Here is a 16,882-nt window from a genome sequence, read left to right on the forward strand (position 1 = left end):
TACAATCAAATATCAATTAATTTTTGATATACTCATAAGTATATGTACTTCAATCAATCGAGTTTAACTAATGTAAATGAAGCGACGTGAAACCCGTCCATAAAGTGAACCGAACCGCTGATGGGAATAATTCCTGTTCCTAAAGCAAGCTTAATCGTTGAGTTAGCCGCCAGTCTGATCATGTGATTTCCGCTAGTATTTAATCGAGAACTCAAACCCATAGTGGAATACTGACGTGCAATGTTATTATTGATAACAATATGCGTAAAAAAATGACCTGTTGATGAGCTAGGCGTAATAGAATAGGTAATCTGATAAATACCTCCTTTGGTTACTTTAATTGAGGTTTTATCCTCAAGAATCTGGATGTCTTTTGAATACATTAAGGAATCAAAGGCAATAGGAGTTATGGCAAAGTTAGAGCCTGTCAATGTAATACTTTCAGGATTAACTCTTAAGCCTGAAAAGTAACTGGGGGTGGTTATTTCAGATTGACGAACCAGTTTTTCCCAGGCATTCTCATGGTACGCATAGAAACCTGGTTCGTGGTCGGTTTGGTAAATCATTAGACCCGCAACGGCCGGATTTTTACCGGGACTTCCCGGACGGTTCGCGTAACTTACTCGCGGAATGAGAAGCCCCTTATCAATGGAGCTGATTTCAAACTGAGCACTAGGATCTGGATACGAGGTTCCTATACTCATTTGGGCTAACACTGAATATGAAAACAGAGTTAGCAGAAAGGCGTAGAAGTGTTTCATGGAAGGTGTGGTAGGAGGTAGGATAAATGAGCCTGATCACTAATAGAATCAGGTTTTAAAAAGCCAGAAGCTAGTTTTTAGAGCATAGGTTTGTTCCTCTTAAATAAAAAAAAAGGAGAATTAACCTATGGTAATAAAAAAGCCAATGCTGCGAAGCCAGCAGCTTTGGTGATAGTAGAGGATACATAGAAGAATTAAGTTTTAAGGTAATGGGCTAAAAATTTTCCAATACTAGGTACTTATTAAATAAACACAAAATTATTGATGGGCTATGCGTACCAGAAAGGGAATAAATCAATTTAATCTTTTAAATTGAAATGAATTTATATGACGGTTTTAAACGGTAATAAGCTCTGTAATACAACCATTTATTTACACATTAATGGAGAGAAGAGTATAGTGTGGGAAGTATCATTAGAAGTCAACTTTGTAGTAAAACAGCGGTAAAAAGCCCAGTTGATACTGCCGCTTTAAATAACTCTCTGAAGGAGCTGCTCCGGGGATTGGGACGAAGGTAACGCCCAGCACATTTTTTCTGCCGCTAATGTTGATGAGATCAATGCCGAGCTCATGATTAAGCCCTAAGGCGTTTTTTCGGAAACCTAATTTCAGATCCATTCGAAAGTAATTGGGAAATTGCTGGGTATTACGCAAAGCATCCTGAAAAACGACCTCACGTTGCAAAAGTGAAGCCTCTACATTCAGCGGTCCATAACGTCGACCTCCGGCCCAGGTTACTTTTCCGCCTGCCAGTAACGTCGTACGTTTGCGTTTGCCCACGGGCCATTCGCCGCCCGCCAGGGCATTAAGGGCAAAGCGACCGTTATAATCTGTATTTCGCCAGACCTGATCATTCGCCCGGTATTTTGAATCGTATAGCGAAGCCGTAAACAGTGCGTAATAATTCTTACTAAACTGCTTTTCAAGGGTTAACTCAACGCCGACATTGTAACCCACGCCCGTATTTTCGAGAGAATCCGGGAAGGCTCTGCTAAAAGTAGAGCCCTGATTGAGTAAAGAAAACGAAGAAGTCGAAAGAACGGAAACCGGAATCTTAGCCAATCGCTGGTAATAGGTTTCGGCTTTCAGGTGCCAGGTTTCACTCAGGCGACGATTATACCCTAATACCCAATGCTGATTGCGGGTTAGCCCCATATTTTCGTTATAACGTGAATATTGATTCCCCAGCGGTTTTTGAATAAAGTAAGTATAACTCGCCTGCGTCTGATGGTGCATGCCGTAGGCTAAACTCAGCGATTCTTTATCATTGAAGGTATACTGAAGTCCCGCTCTGGGATCAAGCCCTTTGGAATTGGAGTTTAACGTATAAACTAAAGCGTTTATTCCGGCGGTAACGGTTAATCGTTCGCTGGCTTTCACTTTTACCTGAGCAAAGGGCTGCACAAGCCAGGCCGAGGTAGCATAATCCCAGCGTCGTTCCCAGTAAGAAACCGGAAAACGGGGCTGTTCCCGTAAAATGCTATCAACGTCACTGTAACCAAACCGATCCAGAAAAACACCCGTTTTAAGGGTAGTTGAGGAGGTTAATTTTTTAGTTAAGATTGAATTAATGGAACTGCGGGCATCTTTGAAATCATACCCCATGCTGTAGTGCTTCCCTATCATCTGTCCAGAGGCCGTGTAATCAATCAGGTCGTGATTAGCCCAGCTTCGCAGGCGACTGTGCGAAAAGATGGTTCGCAGATAGGTCGTTGCATTAATCGGGAAGTCGTGTTTCACGCCGACGGTATAACTCGATGAACGGAAGTACTGATCACGGTCTTTGTCGGCGTATAAATCTTCCTGCAAATCCTCATTCTTCGAAACAACAATGTTAATAGCACTGGTGCCTCCTATCCCAAACACCGAGAACGTTCCGGCTTTAGCCGTTGGGAAATTGAGTTTGAAAGTTAAATCCTGATAGTTAGGTACGGCAGAAGTGCCAATCTGAATACCTAATTTCTGAAAAACATCAAGTGTAGAATACCGATAGGCTACCAGAAAGGAAGAACGATTTTTCCGGGAAATAGGCCCTTCCAGCACTCCCTCCAAACCCAAAAGACCTGCTTGAAGTGTTCCTTCTGTTTTTTCATTGTTACCCGAGCGAAGGCTCAGGTCAAAGACGCCCGCCAAGGCATTGCCGTATTCAGCGGGAAAGGCTCCGGTAAAAAATTCAGAATTTCCCAGGGTTTTACTATTCAGCATGGTAACCGAACCGCCCTGGCTGCCCGGAATGACAAAATGGCTGGGATTAGGAATGTTAACGCCTTCCAGCCGCCAAAGCAAGCCCTGAGGAGAGTTACCCCGAATGACAATATCATTACGCGAGTCGTCAGAACCCTGTACGCCCGCGAAGTTGGAAGCCATCCGGGCGGGATCATCCCGGCTGGCGGCATAACGCCCCGTTTCTTCCACTGAAAAAGGTTGAGAGCTGAGTAAGGCCATCTCATTTTTGGGCGTGGTTCGGCCACTTACCCGTACTTCCCGCAATTGTTGGGTATTACTTTCCAGCTCAATGGCTAAAACAGTTTCTTTGCCGCTTACTACAATTAAGTTGCTGATTTGTTTGGTGTTATAGCCCACGCAGGAAACCCGAAAAGAGCGACGGCCAACGGGTATATTGGTCAATTTGAAGTATCCTTCCGGGTCGGTAATGACACCAGCCCCCGAGCTGGAGTCCTGCATGACTCGAAAGCTTGCTCCGGGCAGGGCGGATTTGGTTTCGGCGTCTACCACGCGACCACGTACGGTTTGCGTTAGATTTTGGGCAAATGCAGCATGGGTAAAGAGTAGAAAAAATAAGTAAATATATTTCATAGGCGAAGCCAGAAAATGCAGTTGGAGTGATGCTAATTTTCCTGCAAGAAATACAAACTTCAGGAGAAAAGTTATAAGATCTTCCTTATAGAATTTTTTCTATAAGAAAATGCCCAATCGGTTAAAGGATCTTCTAAAATTGATAATCGTCGGAATCTGACGCGAGTCCTGGCTTCTGAAATCATCACCAGTTGAGAGTCGAAAGGTAAGAGAAGAGACGTTTGCGTTACTAACGCGAAATAATAGGTAGTAGAAATACAAACACCTGCCGAACGAAGGAAGTGAAAGCATAACAGGAACCCCTTTGTCTTTGATAAACAAGATTCGGTATTCACCTCTGCAATTCCGATAGAAATACTAAAGATTTCAATTCTTTTGGGATTATTGTGTCCCGCTGGCCCGATATTCGTTGCATCATTTCTACTAAACCTCTTGAAACATGTTCAGTCGATTTTCACTTTTTTGTTTCTTTACGTTAGTTAGTTTGCAAAGCTTACGAGCTCAGGTCATGAGCGATTCGCTTCAAATTGAAGGAAATTACCGAACCTTTTACTTCAATAAACCTGCCGCCACCGAAAAACCTCAAAATCTGGTGTTCGTCATGCACGGATCAGGAGGAAATGGTCGCGACATGATGCGTTCGACCGAGTCGATGGAAAAAGAAGCAAAAGCTTCCCACACCTTAGTGGTCTATCCCAGCGGCTATAAACGCTACTGGAACGAATGCCGTAAAGCGTCTCCGGCTCTGGCCAATAAGGAAGACGTGAACGAGCAGGCGTTCTTTGCGGGCATGATCGACTATTTCCAAAAAAAATACGGAGTTAATCCCAAGCGTGTTTTTGCGGTTGGCACTTCAGGAGGTGGACACATGGCTTACAAACTGGCTTTAACCATGCCTGAACAATTTCGGGCGGTTACGGCCATTATCGCCAATTTACCCGATACAGATAACATGGACTGCGTACCGGCGGGTAAGGCGGTCCCGATTATGATTATCAACGGGACAGAAGATAATGTAAACCCTTACCAGGGTGGGGTCGTTGACTTAGGACCAGCTATGAACATGGGCCGGGTACGTTCCACCGAGCGATCCTTGGCTTACTGGGCTGATTTGGCGGGTTATCAGGGAAAACCCAAGCTGGAAAAACTTCCCGATACGGACGCAAACGATGGCCGAACCATTGAAAAATATTCGTATCAGGCCCGAAATAAACCAGATGTGATTTTATTGAAAGTAATTGGCGGGAAACACGATTACCCCCATGACATTGACGTACACGTAGAAGCCCTTCGTTTTTTTCTACGTCAGAACTAAGGAGGTTGATTCAAAGGGTACGCACATGAATGTAAAAATCTGGATTCTTTACGGCTGGTTTACTATGCTTGCAACGTCTGGTTTGGCTCAGTCCATTCATCCCGATATTCTGGAAAAACCCTGGGCGGCTCACTGGATTTCTCCCGCCAATATTTCTCCTCAGGGTTACGGGGTCTACCTGTTTCGGAAAACGCTTCGGTTACCCACCCGGCCCGAGCAATATATAATTCATATTTCTGCGGATAACCGTTACAAGCTTTATGTAAACGGTAATCTGGCTTCCATGGGGCCCATTCGGGGCGATTTGCAGCACTGGCATTACCAAACGCTGGATATTTCAGGTCTTCTGAAAGACGGAGATAACCTCATTGCGGCGGAGGTTTGGAATGAAGGAGAATTTCGACCCGAGGCCCAGATTTCGCTTCGAACGGGATTGATTATTCAGGGGAACACTGCGAGCGAGGCCGGAATTAACACGAACGAAACCTGGAAAACGTTTCAACAGACAGATTATCAGCCCATTTCAGTGAAAATGCAGGCGTATTACGTAGCGGGTCCGGGCGAATTTATAAAGATGAATTCAGCCCTTAGAAACTGGCGAAACGCTGATTTTGATGACAGCCGCTGGGCTGCTGCCCGATTACTCATGCCCGGTGTGCCTAAAGATGTGAAAGGCGGTTTTGGGACGGTCAGTGGCTGGATGTTAACCCCGGCGACCATTCCCGAAATGGAACTCAAGCCGCAGCGTTTTGCTCAGATTCGTCGGGCGGCTGGTGTCAGAATTCCCGAAGGCTACCCGGCGAAAGCCTCCGCCTTAACCATTCCTGCCCACTCCACTGCAACGTTGTTGTTTGATCAGGGGGAGTTAACCAATGCTTATCCCGTTCTTTCTTTTCAGGGTGGAAAAGATGCGTCGATCACTTTGCACTATACTGAAGCTCTGTATTCGAAATTTCCCGTCAAAGGCAATCGTAATGAGATAGAGGGGAAAGTGATCATAGGAAGGAAAGATAGTTTAATAGCGGATGGAAGTCCGGCACAACGCTTTACTACCCTTCAGTGGCGGACTTTTCGTTACGTCGAAGTGAAGGTCCTTACCAAAGATGAACCGCTCATTCTGGAGGATTTTAGCAGTGTGTTTACGGGTTACCCGTTTCCCTATCAGGCCCATTTTGAAAGTGACCAGCCTGAATTATCGCAGATTATCAAAGTAGGATGGCACACCGCCCGCCTTTGTGCGGTAGAAACGTATATGGATTGTCCGTATTATGAGCAGTTGCAATACATCGGCGACGCCCGCATTCAGGCTTTGATTTCGCTTTATAATACAGGTGATGATCGACTAGTAAAGCAGGCTCTCAGTCAAATGGATCAATCCCGACAGCCGGAGGGAGTTACCCTCAGCCGCCATCCTTCTTACACGCCGCAATACATTCCTACCTTCTCCTTGTGGTATATCGGGATGCTGCATGATTACTGGAAGTATGGGAACGATCAGGCTTTTATCAAAGCTAAACTGAACGGCGTACGCCAGATTCTTGCCTATTTCCAGCAGTATCAACAGCCAGACGGTTCATTAATGGGTCTGCCTTATTGGGTGTTTACGGATTGGGTAACGGCCAGCGACTGGAATGATGGCGTCGCTCCGAAAAGCAAGGATGGGAGCTCCTGTGTGGTGGATTTACAGTTACTATGGGCTTATCAGGCAGCGGCTGAGCTGGAAAGGGAATTAGGTTATGAGGAAATCAGTCGTCGGTATGTTAAACAGGCTGAAGTATTAAAAGCGTCTGTTAAACAAAAATATTGGGAGCCTCGACGGAAGCTTTTTGCGGATCGAATGGAAAAAGACCGATTTTCCCAGCATAGTAATGCACTGGCGATTTTGACTGGGGTTATAACGGGAGCGGAAGCAAAAGACTTGGCTCAACGCCTGTTACAGGACCATAACCTAGCTTCTGCCTCCATCTATTTCAAGTACTATTTGCATCAGGCCTGTATTCGGGCTGGCTTGGGGAATGAATATCTGCAATGGTTGGGAAAATGGCGTGAAAACCTGTCCATGGGACTAACAACCTGGGCCGAAATGTCAGATATTAACGAGTCTCGCTCGGATTGTCATGCCTGGGGCTCCAGTCCTAATATTGAGTTATATCGAACGGTTTTGGGCATTGATAGCCAGTCTCCGGGATTTAGTGAAGTAAAAATTGAGCCCCATTTGGGTAACCTGAAAAAAGCATCGGGGACCATCCCGCATTCCCAAGGCCCCATTACGGTGTCCTACGAACTACAGGAGTCGGAATGGCAGATGATTATTCAGACTTCTATCCAAGGAGAATTCATCTGGAAAGGAAAGAGTTACCGTCTAAAACCAGGAAGTAATACGTTCCATATAAAAGAATAAGTTAACCAAAGGGACAAAGTGACAGCCTGTCACTTTGGTTTTGTTAGTGAGGTAACCTGTAGTCAAGAATCAGTAGGATTTTAATTCTCAAGTAAAAGTTTATTAATTAATAAGTAAAGGTATGAATTTCAGTTGTTTGGTAGCGATTTATGAAAAGCTTTGAAAGGTAGAAAAGCTTTATGAAAATCAAAGAATGATGGAGCTTACTTCCATTGATGAACCCGGCTTTAATTCTGTTGTGTTACTTTAGTAGTTCTATTTTCTACACTCCTTTATGCCTGATTTTCGCTTGAAAACAAGCCTAGGCGTTTCATAGTTTTGTTTTTGAACTTAGATCACGCCCTTAAAAAAATGACTAAACCTATCCTGACTCTATTGGCTGCCGCCGTAGCCCTGGCTTCCTGTTCAGAAAAAAAGCCTTCGCACGAAGGTTCTGCCGATAGTACGTTGGCCCCCGTTGAAACCAAGGAGCCTAACTCAGCTTACAAACCGGCTTTTGAAGGACAAACGCGTATTGCGGGGGTCAAAACTTCAACCCCTTACGAATCAAAAGCCATCAGTGATGGCCTGAAAAATCCCTGGGGCATTACCAGCCTGCCCGATGGTCGACTCATCATTACTGAGAAATCAGGGACGATGCGTATTGCCAAAGTGACGGGTGAACTGAGCGAACCTATTACGGGGATTCCAACCGTTAACCCTGATGGCCAGGGTGGTTTGCTGGGGATTCGGGTAGACCCCGATTTTGAGCAAAATCGCATGATTTACTGGGTGTTTTCTGAAAAACGCCCTGACGGTAATCTGACGGCTGTAGCGAAAGGAAAGCTTTCGGCTGACGAGAAAAAGATTGAAGGAGCAACGGTTATCTACCGGGCTACCCCCGCCTACAAAGGCGATTTACACTATGGAGGACGCATCCTGATTGACAAAGATGGAAATCTCGTGGTCAGTACTGGTGAGCGTTCAGATACCGTTACGCGTCCGCAGGCTCAATTCCTGAATTCAAGTCTGGGGAAAGTCCTGAAAATTACTAAAGACGGGAAAGCCGTGGCTGGAAACCCCTTCGAAGGAAAAGCGGATGCTAAACCTGAGATTTATTCATACGGTCACCGTAACGTACAGGGGCTGGCATTCCACCCGGTTACAGGTGATCTTTGGGAAACCGAATTCGGTCCTCGGGGTGGCGACGAATTGAACCGCATCGAGCCGGGTAAAAACTACGGCTGGCCTACAATCACGTACGGGATCGAGTACGCCGGACCCAAAGTAGGCGAAGGTATCCAGCAGAAAGAAGGACTCGAACAGCCTGTTTATTACTGGGACCCCGTCGTTTCTCCCAGTGGAATTACCTTCTATACGGGTGACGCTATTCCCGAGTGGAAGAATAATCTTTTCATCAGCGGATTGAGCAGTACACACATTGCCCGACTGGTGATTGAAAATAACAAAGTGGTTGGCGAAGAACGCCTCCTTGAGAAAGAAGGCCAGCGGTTCCGGGACATTACCCAAGGTAAAGACGGAGCTTTGTACGCGATTACGGATCAGGGGAAACTGTATCGAATCTCTAAAAAGTAGTCTGAGTATTTTTCGATAACACAAAAAGGAGCATTTGGAAACAGTGCTCCTTTTCTATTATTGAAAATTAAATCCTATATTAATGAGTGCTACATCAAGAGGTAATCATGAGAAGCAGCTTGCATTTTCTTAAGCTATTTATATAAAAAATTCATTTAAAATAAAAAATTATATAGTTGAGTTTAAATTTAATGTGGTTATTTAAGTACTTATTGCTAATTATGGACAGCCTTGATAGGGAAACCTACCTGAGCTGGTTCATATTTTTAGCATTTTATGCAACACGATCAACCTTATTAAAGTACAGTGTCTGAATACATGGAAAATATATATGAAGACCTTCCGACCTATGCCTTTTTGCAGGGCGGGGGGGAAATGGGAGAGTTAATTCGAACCTATGACTGGTCCAGTTGTCCATTGCAGACGCCCGATCAGTGGCCTTCCAGTCTTAAAACGATTATCCCGCTCATTTTACATGCCAAAGTCCCCATGTTTGTGTGGTGGGGTAAAGAACTTATTCAATTTTATAATGATGCCTACCGGGATCTGCTGGTTGCTGGTGGTCGGCATCCCCATTTTCTTGGGAAAAGTGCTTATCAGTGCTGGCCTGAATCCTGGGGGATTATTAAGCCTCTGATTGATCAGGTGTTAGAGGGTGAGGGGGTGTATATGGAAAATCTGCTCATACCACATTATCGATACGGCACTTTACTCGATTCCTATTGGACCTTCGGTTATAGTCCAATCTATGATGAGGAAAATCATCCTGTAGGAGTATTGGTTAACTGCACCGAAACTACGCAAACCGTGGTAAGCCAGCAGCAATTGGAAATCAGTGAAGCATTTTCTCAACAGATATTTCATAGTTCGCCAGTTGCCAAATGCGTATTTATGGGCGAAAATATGGTCATTCAGATGGTGAATGAAAGCATGTTAACGCTTCTGGGCCGGGACCGATCCATTATCGGGAAAACATTCATGGAAGTCATGCCTGAGCTGACGGTTACCCCCCTTATGGGTCGATTGCGGCAGGTTTTGGCAACGGGAGAAACGTATATTCAACCCGAAGAAAAACAGGAACTGATTCGGTTTGGGCAACCCTATACCGGTTATTACCACTATACCTGCTCCGTACTCAAAAATGAAATCGGAGAAAATACGGGTGTAATTGTTGCGGTCATTGAAATAACTGACCAGGTTCGGATCCGGCAACAGGTGGAAGAACGTGAGGCTCAATACCGTGACCTTTCCGAACATCTGGAGCAGGTGGTGAAATTCCGCACGGAAGAACTGGAGGCAAGCAATGAGGAATTGGTAAGTTCTAACGAAGAGTTGCAGGAGTTGAATAAGCAATTGCAACTGGCAAATGACCGGTTACAGCAATTTGCTTATGTGGCTAGCCATGATTTACAGGAACCCCTTCGAAAAATTCAGACCTTTAGTTCTTTACTCAGTCAGAAGTACGAGCAGCAATTCGATGAATCGGGACTGATGATGCTTTCGAGGATGTATAAGGCTGGAGAGCAGATGTCAACCTTAATTAATGATCTGCTTGCTTATTCGCGGCTAATATCTCCTTCCGAAGAGTTTAACACCATTTCGTTGCAGCAAATCATCGCCTCAGTCCTGGAAACGCTGGAACTCACCATTGAACAGTCTGGTGCCATCATCAGTATTGAACCTTTGCCCACGGTCAGAGGAGATGCGATGCAACTGGGACAGCTCTTTCAGAATTTGATTTCGAATGCCCTGAAATTCACCAAAAAAGACCAGATGCCCCGTATTAGTATTGCGGCTGAATTAGTACTGGAAAAGGATTTTCCAAAATCCCTTAAACCTACTGCTAAAGCGGAATGCTATCATCTGATACGCGTAAAAGATGAAGGGGTTGGTTTTGATTCTAAGTACGCCAGCCGAATTTTTGGGGTATTCGAACGCCTGCACACTAAACAGGAATTTGCAGGTACGGGTATTGGCCTGGCTATTTGTCAGCGTGTGGTAGAGAATCACGGTGGAGCGATTTACGCGGAGAGCGAAGTAAATAAAGGAGCTACCTTCCACGTATATCTACCAGCGTAAGCTCTTAACTACCCTGGGTCGGCATCACCCATGACTTATATAATTGTTGCCAGACTTCCTGTAAACCTTCAAACGTAGGAGGTTTGCTGATAAAACTACTGACTCCATTGTCGTAAGCTTGTCGGATCGTAGACTCAGTCGTGGTGGTAGAGAGCATGATTACGGGTATTTTAGACCAGCTGGAAGAGTTCTTGAGTTCCCGCACAAACTCCATGCCGTCCATGAAAGGCATGTTCAAGTCAGTTATAATCAGGGCTGGAGGCGTCTCCATCGTTTCCAGCATGTCAAGAGCATTTTCTCCATCCCGGGCAAAAGCCAGTTGGCAGTTCAACTTGGACTTATGCATGGCTGTTTCGAGCAAGAGGCGGTCATCATCATCATCTTCAACAACCAGAATAACAAAGGAGCTAGACATAAATTTATAAGAGCGGGGTAGTAGGGTAGTAGGACCCAAAATGGGAATAGTAATTATTTACTAACTGGACAAAAATACACTTAATCTTATTAACTCTATTTTCATTTGCTAATTTTCTGACTTATGTAGACCTATATCACATCAATTAGTGATTAGCATAAATCAGATGAATGTGTAAAGTAATAAAAATGGATCAGTATTAAAACAGAGGTCTTTCCGTTAATTAATTCACAGGATGCATTTTACAAAAAAACTGAGAGATTACTGTTTAGGTTTTGAACTAGTATGCCTATACGCCTTTGAACTACTAACAAATAACGGTGATTCGTTATGCTATTCATTACTTATTATGGTTGATATAAAAGACTTCAAAACTTGTATTAGCCGAAACCTCCCGAATTTTCCCTATTTGTAAACTTTCAGCGAAAACCCGGTAAGGCTTGTTCTGTGTTTTCATCAATTTCAGGTATTCAGGAACCTGAAGGGGCTGCTTTAACCTTTTCAATTCAATGAAGAAAGCCAGGTAAATAGGTTATCATTAAATTTTGTAACGCTTACAATGTATTTTTTTATTAATGAACTGAATCGGCTAATCCTTAGCTTATTAGCATAGATAAAACTAAGTTTTGTACATTCATTCTATGCTTCATCAATGAACAGAAACACGTACAAATAGGCCAGAATGGAAGCCACAAAACCAAACATAAATATGTTATAGGCAATGCGAAGAAGCTTATATTTCTTACCTAAAACCACACCCAGATAATAAATATCACGAGTCATACTGCCGTATAAAAAATCGGAATTATGCATCATGGCCGAGATCCCGTGTTCGTAATCTTTAAGACTCATGTTATAAAAGTTACCGAAGAATAGCAAATTCGCTTTTTGCTGCTCAATGTCTTCCCGACTAAAGGTCCCCTGCGTAACGTTAGGTCGCGTTGCCAGTACGGAAAAGATGATGGTAAGGACTGCCGTTGATAAAAACAGAGCCGTAGGGGGAATCAAAGAAGGGTGATTTTCAAGACGATGCGAAAGCACCGACACCACAACTGATACCATGATTGAATTGACGGAAATCATGATGTTCGCTTTACTATCCGCAATTTCACTCAGTCGAAGGTGATTGGAAGAGGTAGTGCGGAACATCGTTTCGATGCCACGTTCGGGGTTATCTTTCTTTTTCTTTTTTTCAGGAACTTCTGTTTGCTCTTTTTTATCCTGTTTTTCGAGTAAGCGTTCAAGATTTGCGGTTTTACCCGACTGGTAGATGCTGCGGGCGTAGTGGGTGAAATACTGGTGATTCTGAAAAAACAGTATATTCGCCGTTCGCCAGTCTGCTCCCGAAAGCGTATAGCCCTTCAGTAATTCTACTTCCTGCCGTAGCAGTTTCGATTTTTCTTTGTAATCAGCACTAGCCAGGTGACACAGATCGGCATCGCAGATGATTTCTTCAAGCAAAGTATTCGGTTTTTGAGGCATCCGGGTGGCTAAAATGCAGGCCCGAACCTGAGCTATGAAAGAGTCACTAAAGCCTTTCTTGTTCAGATAATCGGCGGCTAGTTCAGCACTTTTCTGTTCATGCTCGGCGGCTGAACCATAGAGGTAACCCAAATCATGAAACCACGCGGCTGCCATCACGATCTGATAAGGTTCTGTACTCAACTGATAATGCTGACTGAGGGTATGTACCGCTGCTACGACTTCCCGTGTATGCGTTAGGGTATGATAGACCAGCTCAGGGACCACTCGATCCTGATACGTCTGAACGACATGTGCTTCAACCTGAGAAAAATCCAACTCCATCATTACATCAATTTTTTGGTAAGGTAAAAGGTTTATGCTTAAAAACGGAAACCCAACGAGGCATACGGTAAAGCACCTTCGTTGGAAAAAGCCACGGAGGCATTAAAAATAAGGAGTTGAGCTGGTGAAATATACAGCCCGGCTCCGTAACCATCGTGCCATTTTTGGGAGGTTTCATTCCTGGCCCATACGCGACCTACGTCATTGAAGAGGGTCAAACCAACCGTTCCCGGGAATAAATAGGAGTTGAAATCAAAAAGCTTCGTTCGCAGTTCGATATTATGATAGACCATTTTGTCTCCGGCAAAACGGTACTTTCGAAAACCGCGAAGATTATCTTGTCCACCGAGGTACTGTAACTGATAAAAGGCTGGGTTTCCGTACGTTAATCCTCCCCCCAAACGATTCACAATCACAAATCGGGCCTTTTGGCTGAAACTGGCATGAATACTAAGATCTGTCGTAAACTGACTCAAATGATTGCGATCATTACCAAAACCCTGCAACGTGGTTGCCCGCGTGTCCCAGTGCAGTCCCCGGGTAGGCAGGGTGGGGTGATTCCGATTATCAATTAAAAACGAGGCCTGAAACCCAGCGTAGGCCTGTTGCCGCAAAAAGGTTCGGTTTTCAGGTAAGGTGTATAGATAATCTTCCAGAAAGCGGCCTCTGTTGTCTTCAAGATCTACGTTGAAATACTGAAAAACCGGGCCAGCCGTAACCTGTACCTGCTGACTCAGGTTTCGTTTTAAGGTAACGGCAACCGTGCTCAAGTCGTAACGCGTCCGGTAGTATCGGATGCGGCGATTTTTATCATAGGCTGTTTCATTTCCAATGCCAAAAAAGTTGGTAACGTTATCCGGGGCTCGCAAAATGGCATTAATCCAGAGATCATTTTTCCCAAGTACGTTGGTGAAAATTCCGTCGTATTTAATGGCGGTAGCGTTAGTGGCCAGGGCATGACTGATTAACAACCGATTCATGGAGGCATAGGGAGCCTTGCGGAAATGATGCTTCGTCAACTGAAATCCGGCCCCAAGCAAAACGCCATCGTCCACGTTAAAGCCCGCTGAAGCTAAGGGAGCGAGTCGATCGTACTGAAAGGCGTGCGCATCGAAGTGGTTAATACTGGCCGAAGTCGAGGTATGAATCTGAGCGTTTTGACTGCTCGGAAACGTATTATTTTCCGTGGAAAGGTCATAAATCAGATTTTCACATTTTTTGCTTTCGTTCACCTGATACCGATCCAAACCCGGTCCGCCGATCATACGTATTTTTATTTTTCGGGATGATTTTCCCGTCACTATAAACTGATCGTTGCCCGCCTGTCCATACACGCGAATTTCGCGGGTTTGTTTGGGGTCAAAAAGGCGGGAATAAAGTTGCTGTTTAAGCGTACTGTCTTTGCCAATCTTGAAAATGTGAAGAGCTATTTTGCCGTCATTCTGGTGTTCAATACTGAAACGCTCCATCTTATCCGAAGCGGCAATGTCTACTTCTTTGGCTAAAAAACGATAATAGGTAAGGCCATACTTTTGCAGGCGGTCCCGGCGGGCTTTCAGCGTTTTTAAAATTTCATCACCCGATTGCCGGCGAATAGGATCGGGCAAGGTCTGGATGGCTTTTTCAAACACCGCATCGCTCCAGGCCGATTGAAGCTTGGCAATCGTCTTTTCCCAATCGGCCTGACTTAAGTTATTCAGAAAGAGCCGATCAAAGTAACGGGCATTGTACATGAAACCGTTCACGTTGGACAGATTTTCCCGAAAACCCTGAAATTTGGGCTGAATCCACGAACGGGAAGCGATATACGGGAATAAACCATCAGACTTGAAAAAGACCTGATCGCGGTCACGGGGGACGGGCTGATAGACTTTCCCGTTTTTAGTTTTATGACTAATCCAACGCCATTGATCCTCGTGCCGATCCCAGTCGCCTATCAATAAATCCAGGAGTCGAGCCTCCAAAACGGCTTGTTGGTCAACCTGATTATCATTGTCTTTCTGTAAAGCTTCCAGCAATTTCGGCGTACTTACGCTTTTGTCCGAATCAGGATTGCGTTCCTCCAGTAAGCAAACGGTATTGGCAAAGTCAACGCCATACATGCCCAGGGCTGGATCATCGGGCACAAAAAAGAGCCGTGGGTGGGCATGTGGTACCGCTGCCGCCTCGGCCAGAACTGGAACGACCAGCGGAGCAAAGGGAAAAGCCGCCGAAATTTGATCCTGGATGACATCGCGGGCAACGGTTTGGCGGAGGTAATCGGGAAGGGCTTTTTCGGGGGCTTTCTGGATGGTTCGCAAAACCCATTCTTTACCGGAAGCGTCTTTCAGTCGTAATGATTTCGTTTGCTGGCCGCCGCCGCGTTGGAGAATCGTAAATCCACCCTCCACCTTGTTAATGTCAAAAACCGGAAAGGAAACGGGCGTAGCCCAGGTTTTTCGGTAATTTTCGCCAAAAAGAAGCCGATGAAATCTGCTGACTTTATCGTAATCCGACGCGATAGAAACGTGAACCGAATCAGGCCAGGTTTGGGTGGGCGTTCGAGTAGAATTTGATGGCGTTGTCAAGTTAATTCTGAAAAGTGTAGCCGAGTGAGCCAGCGTAGCCTCGGCGGCTTCATTAACTGTATAAAAATCTGACCGAACGCGACCATCCGTTAATTCATCAAGAACGACATAACCCCATTCGCCACTCACGAATGAAGCTTTCTTACCTTTTTTTACCCGTTCCCGATTGATGCCTGACCCACTGACAATGAAATTCCGATTATGATCAACGATGTGTTGGAGGGCATGGTCGTGTCCTGAGACAAACACGACGTTGGGGGCGGGCTCCAGGGCCTTTTCCAGCACTTGGGCCATGTGTTTGTAAATAGGGTTGGGTAAATCCTGAACCGTTCCAAACACGCCCCGGGCAATCGGATAGATCGAACCGATGAGGGGTAAAGGAATGTAAAGCTTGGGGTTTATATCCGTCAGCGGAAAAATATGTTGCTTTAGGGTATAGTAACCTCCGTGAATTCCATAACTACGAAAGGGCTGGTGCGTAGCCAGAATAATACCTTTATCTTTATTCAGGTAAACCAGTTCCGAAAGTCGGGCGACCACTTCATCCTGGGTTTTACAGGCACAATCCGATTCTTTCCCCGGCTTTTCGTTAGGGTGTAACCACCATTGGGTATCAATAATAATCAATACCAGATGATCATTGAGGTTCACCAGTTCCGGTCCGGGGCAGCCGCCTTTGGGCAAGAGCTGGATATGGGGAGCGTGCAAACTGTCGAGCCACTGGCCCTGCCGTTTGATTTTCTCCCATCCGTCGGCGTGATCTTTGCTCCAGTCGTGGTTACCTGGAATGAATAGAACCTGAGACGATTTGTTGAGCCCTAAGGCAGCCTGATACCGCAAAATCGTTGTTAGCGAATCGTAATCTGGCGAGCTTGAATCAGATAAACCTCTGGGATATACGTTATCTCCCAGATACAAAAGTGTCGTATGTGGATCGTCAAAGGAATACCGATTGCGAACGGCATCTACCACCGGATTTTTCCCCTTGTATAATCGCCCCGCATCACCAATTAATACCAACCGATGCCGAACCGAATCAGGTCTGGTCTGCTGAGCGTAGGTAAGGCCCGATGAAAGGAAGAAAGCTAATCCTAAGAATGCTATTAATTTATATAAGTTCAGGAAGGTATTCATCCGTTCATTATC

At 45.1% G+C, this 16,882-nt stretch carries 9 protein-coding genes; 4 read left to right on the forward strand and 5 right to left on the reverse strand.

Going from position 1 to position 16,882, the window contains the following annotated elements; genetic code table 11:
* Positions 1-53: 53 nt before the first annotated feature.
* Positions 54-761, reverse strand: a complete 708-nt coding sequence (locus tag QE357_RS24255) for a hypothetical protein (RefSeq protein WP_309713693.1) — start codon at positions 759-761, stop codon at positions 54-56.
* Positions 762-1,175: 414 nt separating this feature from the next.
* A complete protein-coding gene (locus QE357_RS24260; protein WP_309713696.1) occupies positions 1,176-3,578 on the reverse strand; it encodes a TonB-dependent receptor in 2,403 nt (800 codons plus the stop codon).
* Between the two features lie 439 nt (positions 3,579-4,017).
* Here QE357_RS24260 and QE357_RS24265 point away from each other — a divergent pair, with 439 nt between their 5' ends.
* The 4 genes from QE357_RS24265 to QE357_RS24280 all read left to right on the forward strand — a co-directional run bounded on the left by QE357_RS24265 (position 4,018) and on the right by QE357_RS24280 (position 10,948).
* The gene (locus tag QE357_RS24265; RefSeq protein WP_309713700.1) at positions 4,018-4,893 is read left to right on the forward strand and encodes an alpha/beta hydrolase-fold protein; all 876 of its coding nucleotides are present in this window, start codon (positions 4,018-4,020) and stop codon (positions 4,891-4,893) included.
* A 25-nt stretch (positions 4,894-4,918) separates the two neighbouring features.
* Positions 4,919-7,294: a family 78 glycoside hydrolase catalytic domain gene (locus QE357_RS24270; RefSeq protein ID WP_309713703.1), complete on the forward strand. Its 2,376-nt coding sequence runs from the start codon at positions 4,919-4,921 to the stop codon at positions 7,292-7,294.
* A 351-nt stretch (positions 7,295-7,645) separates the two neighbouring features.
* Positions 7,646-8,869, forward strand: a complete 1,224-nt coding sequence (locus QE357_RS24275; RefSeq protein WP_106636164.1) for a PQQ-dependent sugar dehydrogenase — start codon at positions 7,646-7,648, stop codon at positions 8,867-8,869.
* Between the two features lie 318 nt (positions 8,870-9,187).
* Entirely contained in the window at positions 9,188-10,948 is a 1,761-nt protein-coding gene (locus QE357_RS24280; RefSeq protein WP_309713707.1) for an ATP-binding protein, read from the forward strand.
* 4 nt (positions 10,949-10,952) lie between these two features.
* On the opposite strand, the gene QE357_RS24285 is transcribed toward QE357_RS24280, so the two are convergent.
* From QE357_RS24285 to QE357_RS24295, 3 genes are all read right to left on the reverse strand, one after another.
* The gene (locus QE357_RS24285) at positions 10,953-11,363 is read right to left on the reverse strand and encodes a response regulator (RefSeq protein ID WP_309713711.1); all 411 of its coding nucleotides are present in this window, start codon (positions 11,361-11,363) and stop codon (positions 10,953-10,955) included.
* Between the two features lie 639 nt (positions 11,364-12,002).
* A complete protein-coding gene (locus QE357_RS24290) occupies positions 12,003-13,172 on the reverse strand; it encodes a Pycsar system effector family protein (RefSeq protein ID WP_309713715.1) in 1,170 nt (389 codons plus the stop codon).
* A 35-nt stretch (positions 13,173-13,207) separates the two neighbouring features.
* Complete coding sequence (locus tag QE357_RS24295) at positions 13,208-16,870, reverse strand: BamA/TamA family outer membrane protein (protein WP_309713718.1); 3,663 nt, start codon at positions 16,868-16,870, stop codon at positions 13,208-13,210.
* Positions 16,871-16,882: the final 12 nt, after the last annotated feature.

The organism is Siphonobacter sp. SORGH_AS_0500 (assembly GCF_031453245.1).
Classification (GTDB): Bacteria; Bacteroidota; Bacteroidia; order Cytophagales; family Spirosomataceae; genus Siphonobacter.

Coding starts and splice junctions, on each gene's coding strand:
- QE357_RS24255 (WP_309713693.1), bottom strand. CDS start 761: ATGAAACACTTCTACGCCTTTCTGCTAACTCTGTTTTCATATTCAGTG.
- QE357_RS24260 (WP_309713696.1), bottom strand. CDS start 3,578: ATGAAATATATTTACTTATTTTTTCTACTCTTTACCCATGCTGCATTT.
- QE357_RS24265 (WP_309713700.1), top strand. CDS start 4,018: ATGTTCAGTCGATTTTCACTTTTTTGTTTCTTTACGTTAGTTAGTTTG.
- QE357_RS24270 (WP_309713703.1), top strand. CDS start 4,919: ATGAATGTAAAAATCTGGATTCTTTACGGCTGGTTTACTATGCTTGCA.
- QE357_RS24275 (WP_106636164.1), top strand. CDS start 7,646: ATGACTAAACCTATCCTGACTCTATTGGCTGCCGCCGTAGCCCTGGCT.
- QE357_RS24280 (WP_309713707.1), top strand. CDS start 9,188: ATGGAAAATATATATGAAGACCTTCCGACCTATGCCTTTTTGCAGGGC.
- QE357_RS24285 (WP_309713711.1), bottom strand. CDS start 11,363: ATGTCTAGCTCCTTTGTTATTCTGGTTGTTGAAGATGATGATGATGAC.
- QE357_RS24290 (WP_309713715.1), bottom strand. CDS start 13,172: ATGATGGAGTTGGATTTTTCTCAGGTTGAAGCACATGTCGTTCAGACG.
- QE357_RS24295 (WP_309713718.1), bottom strand. CDS start 16,870: ATGAATACCTTCCTGAACTTATATAAATTAATAGCATTCTTAGGATTA.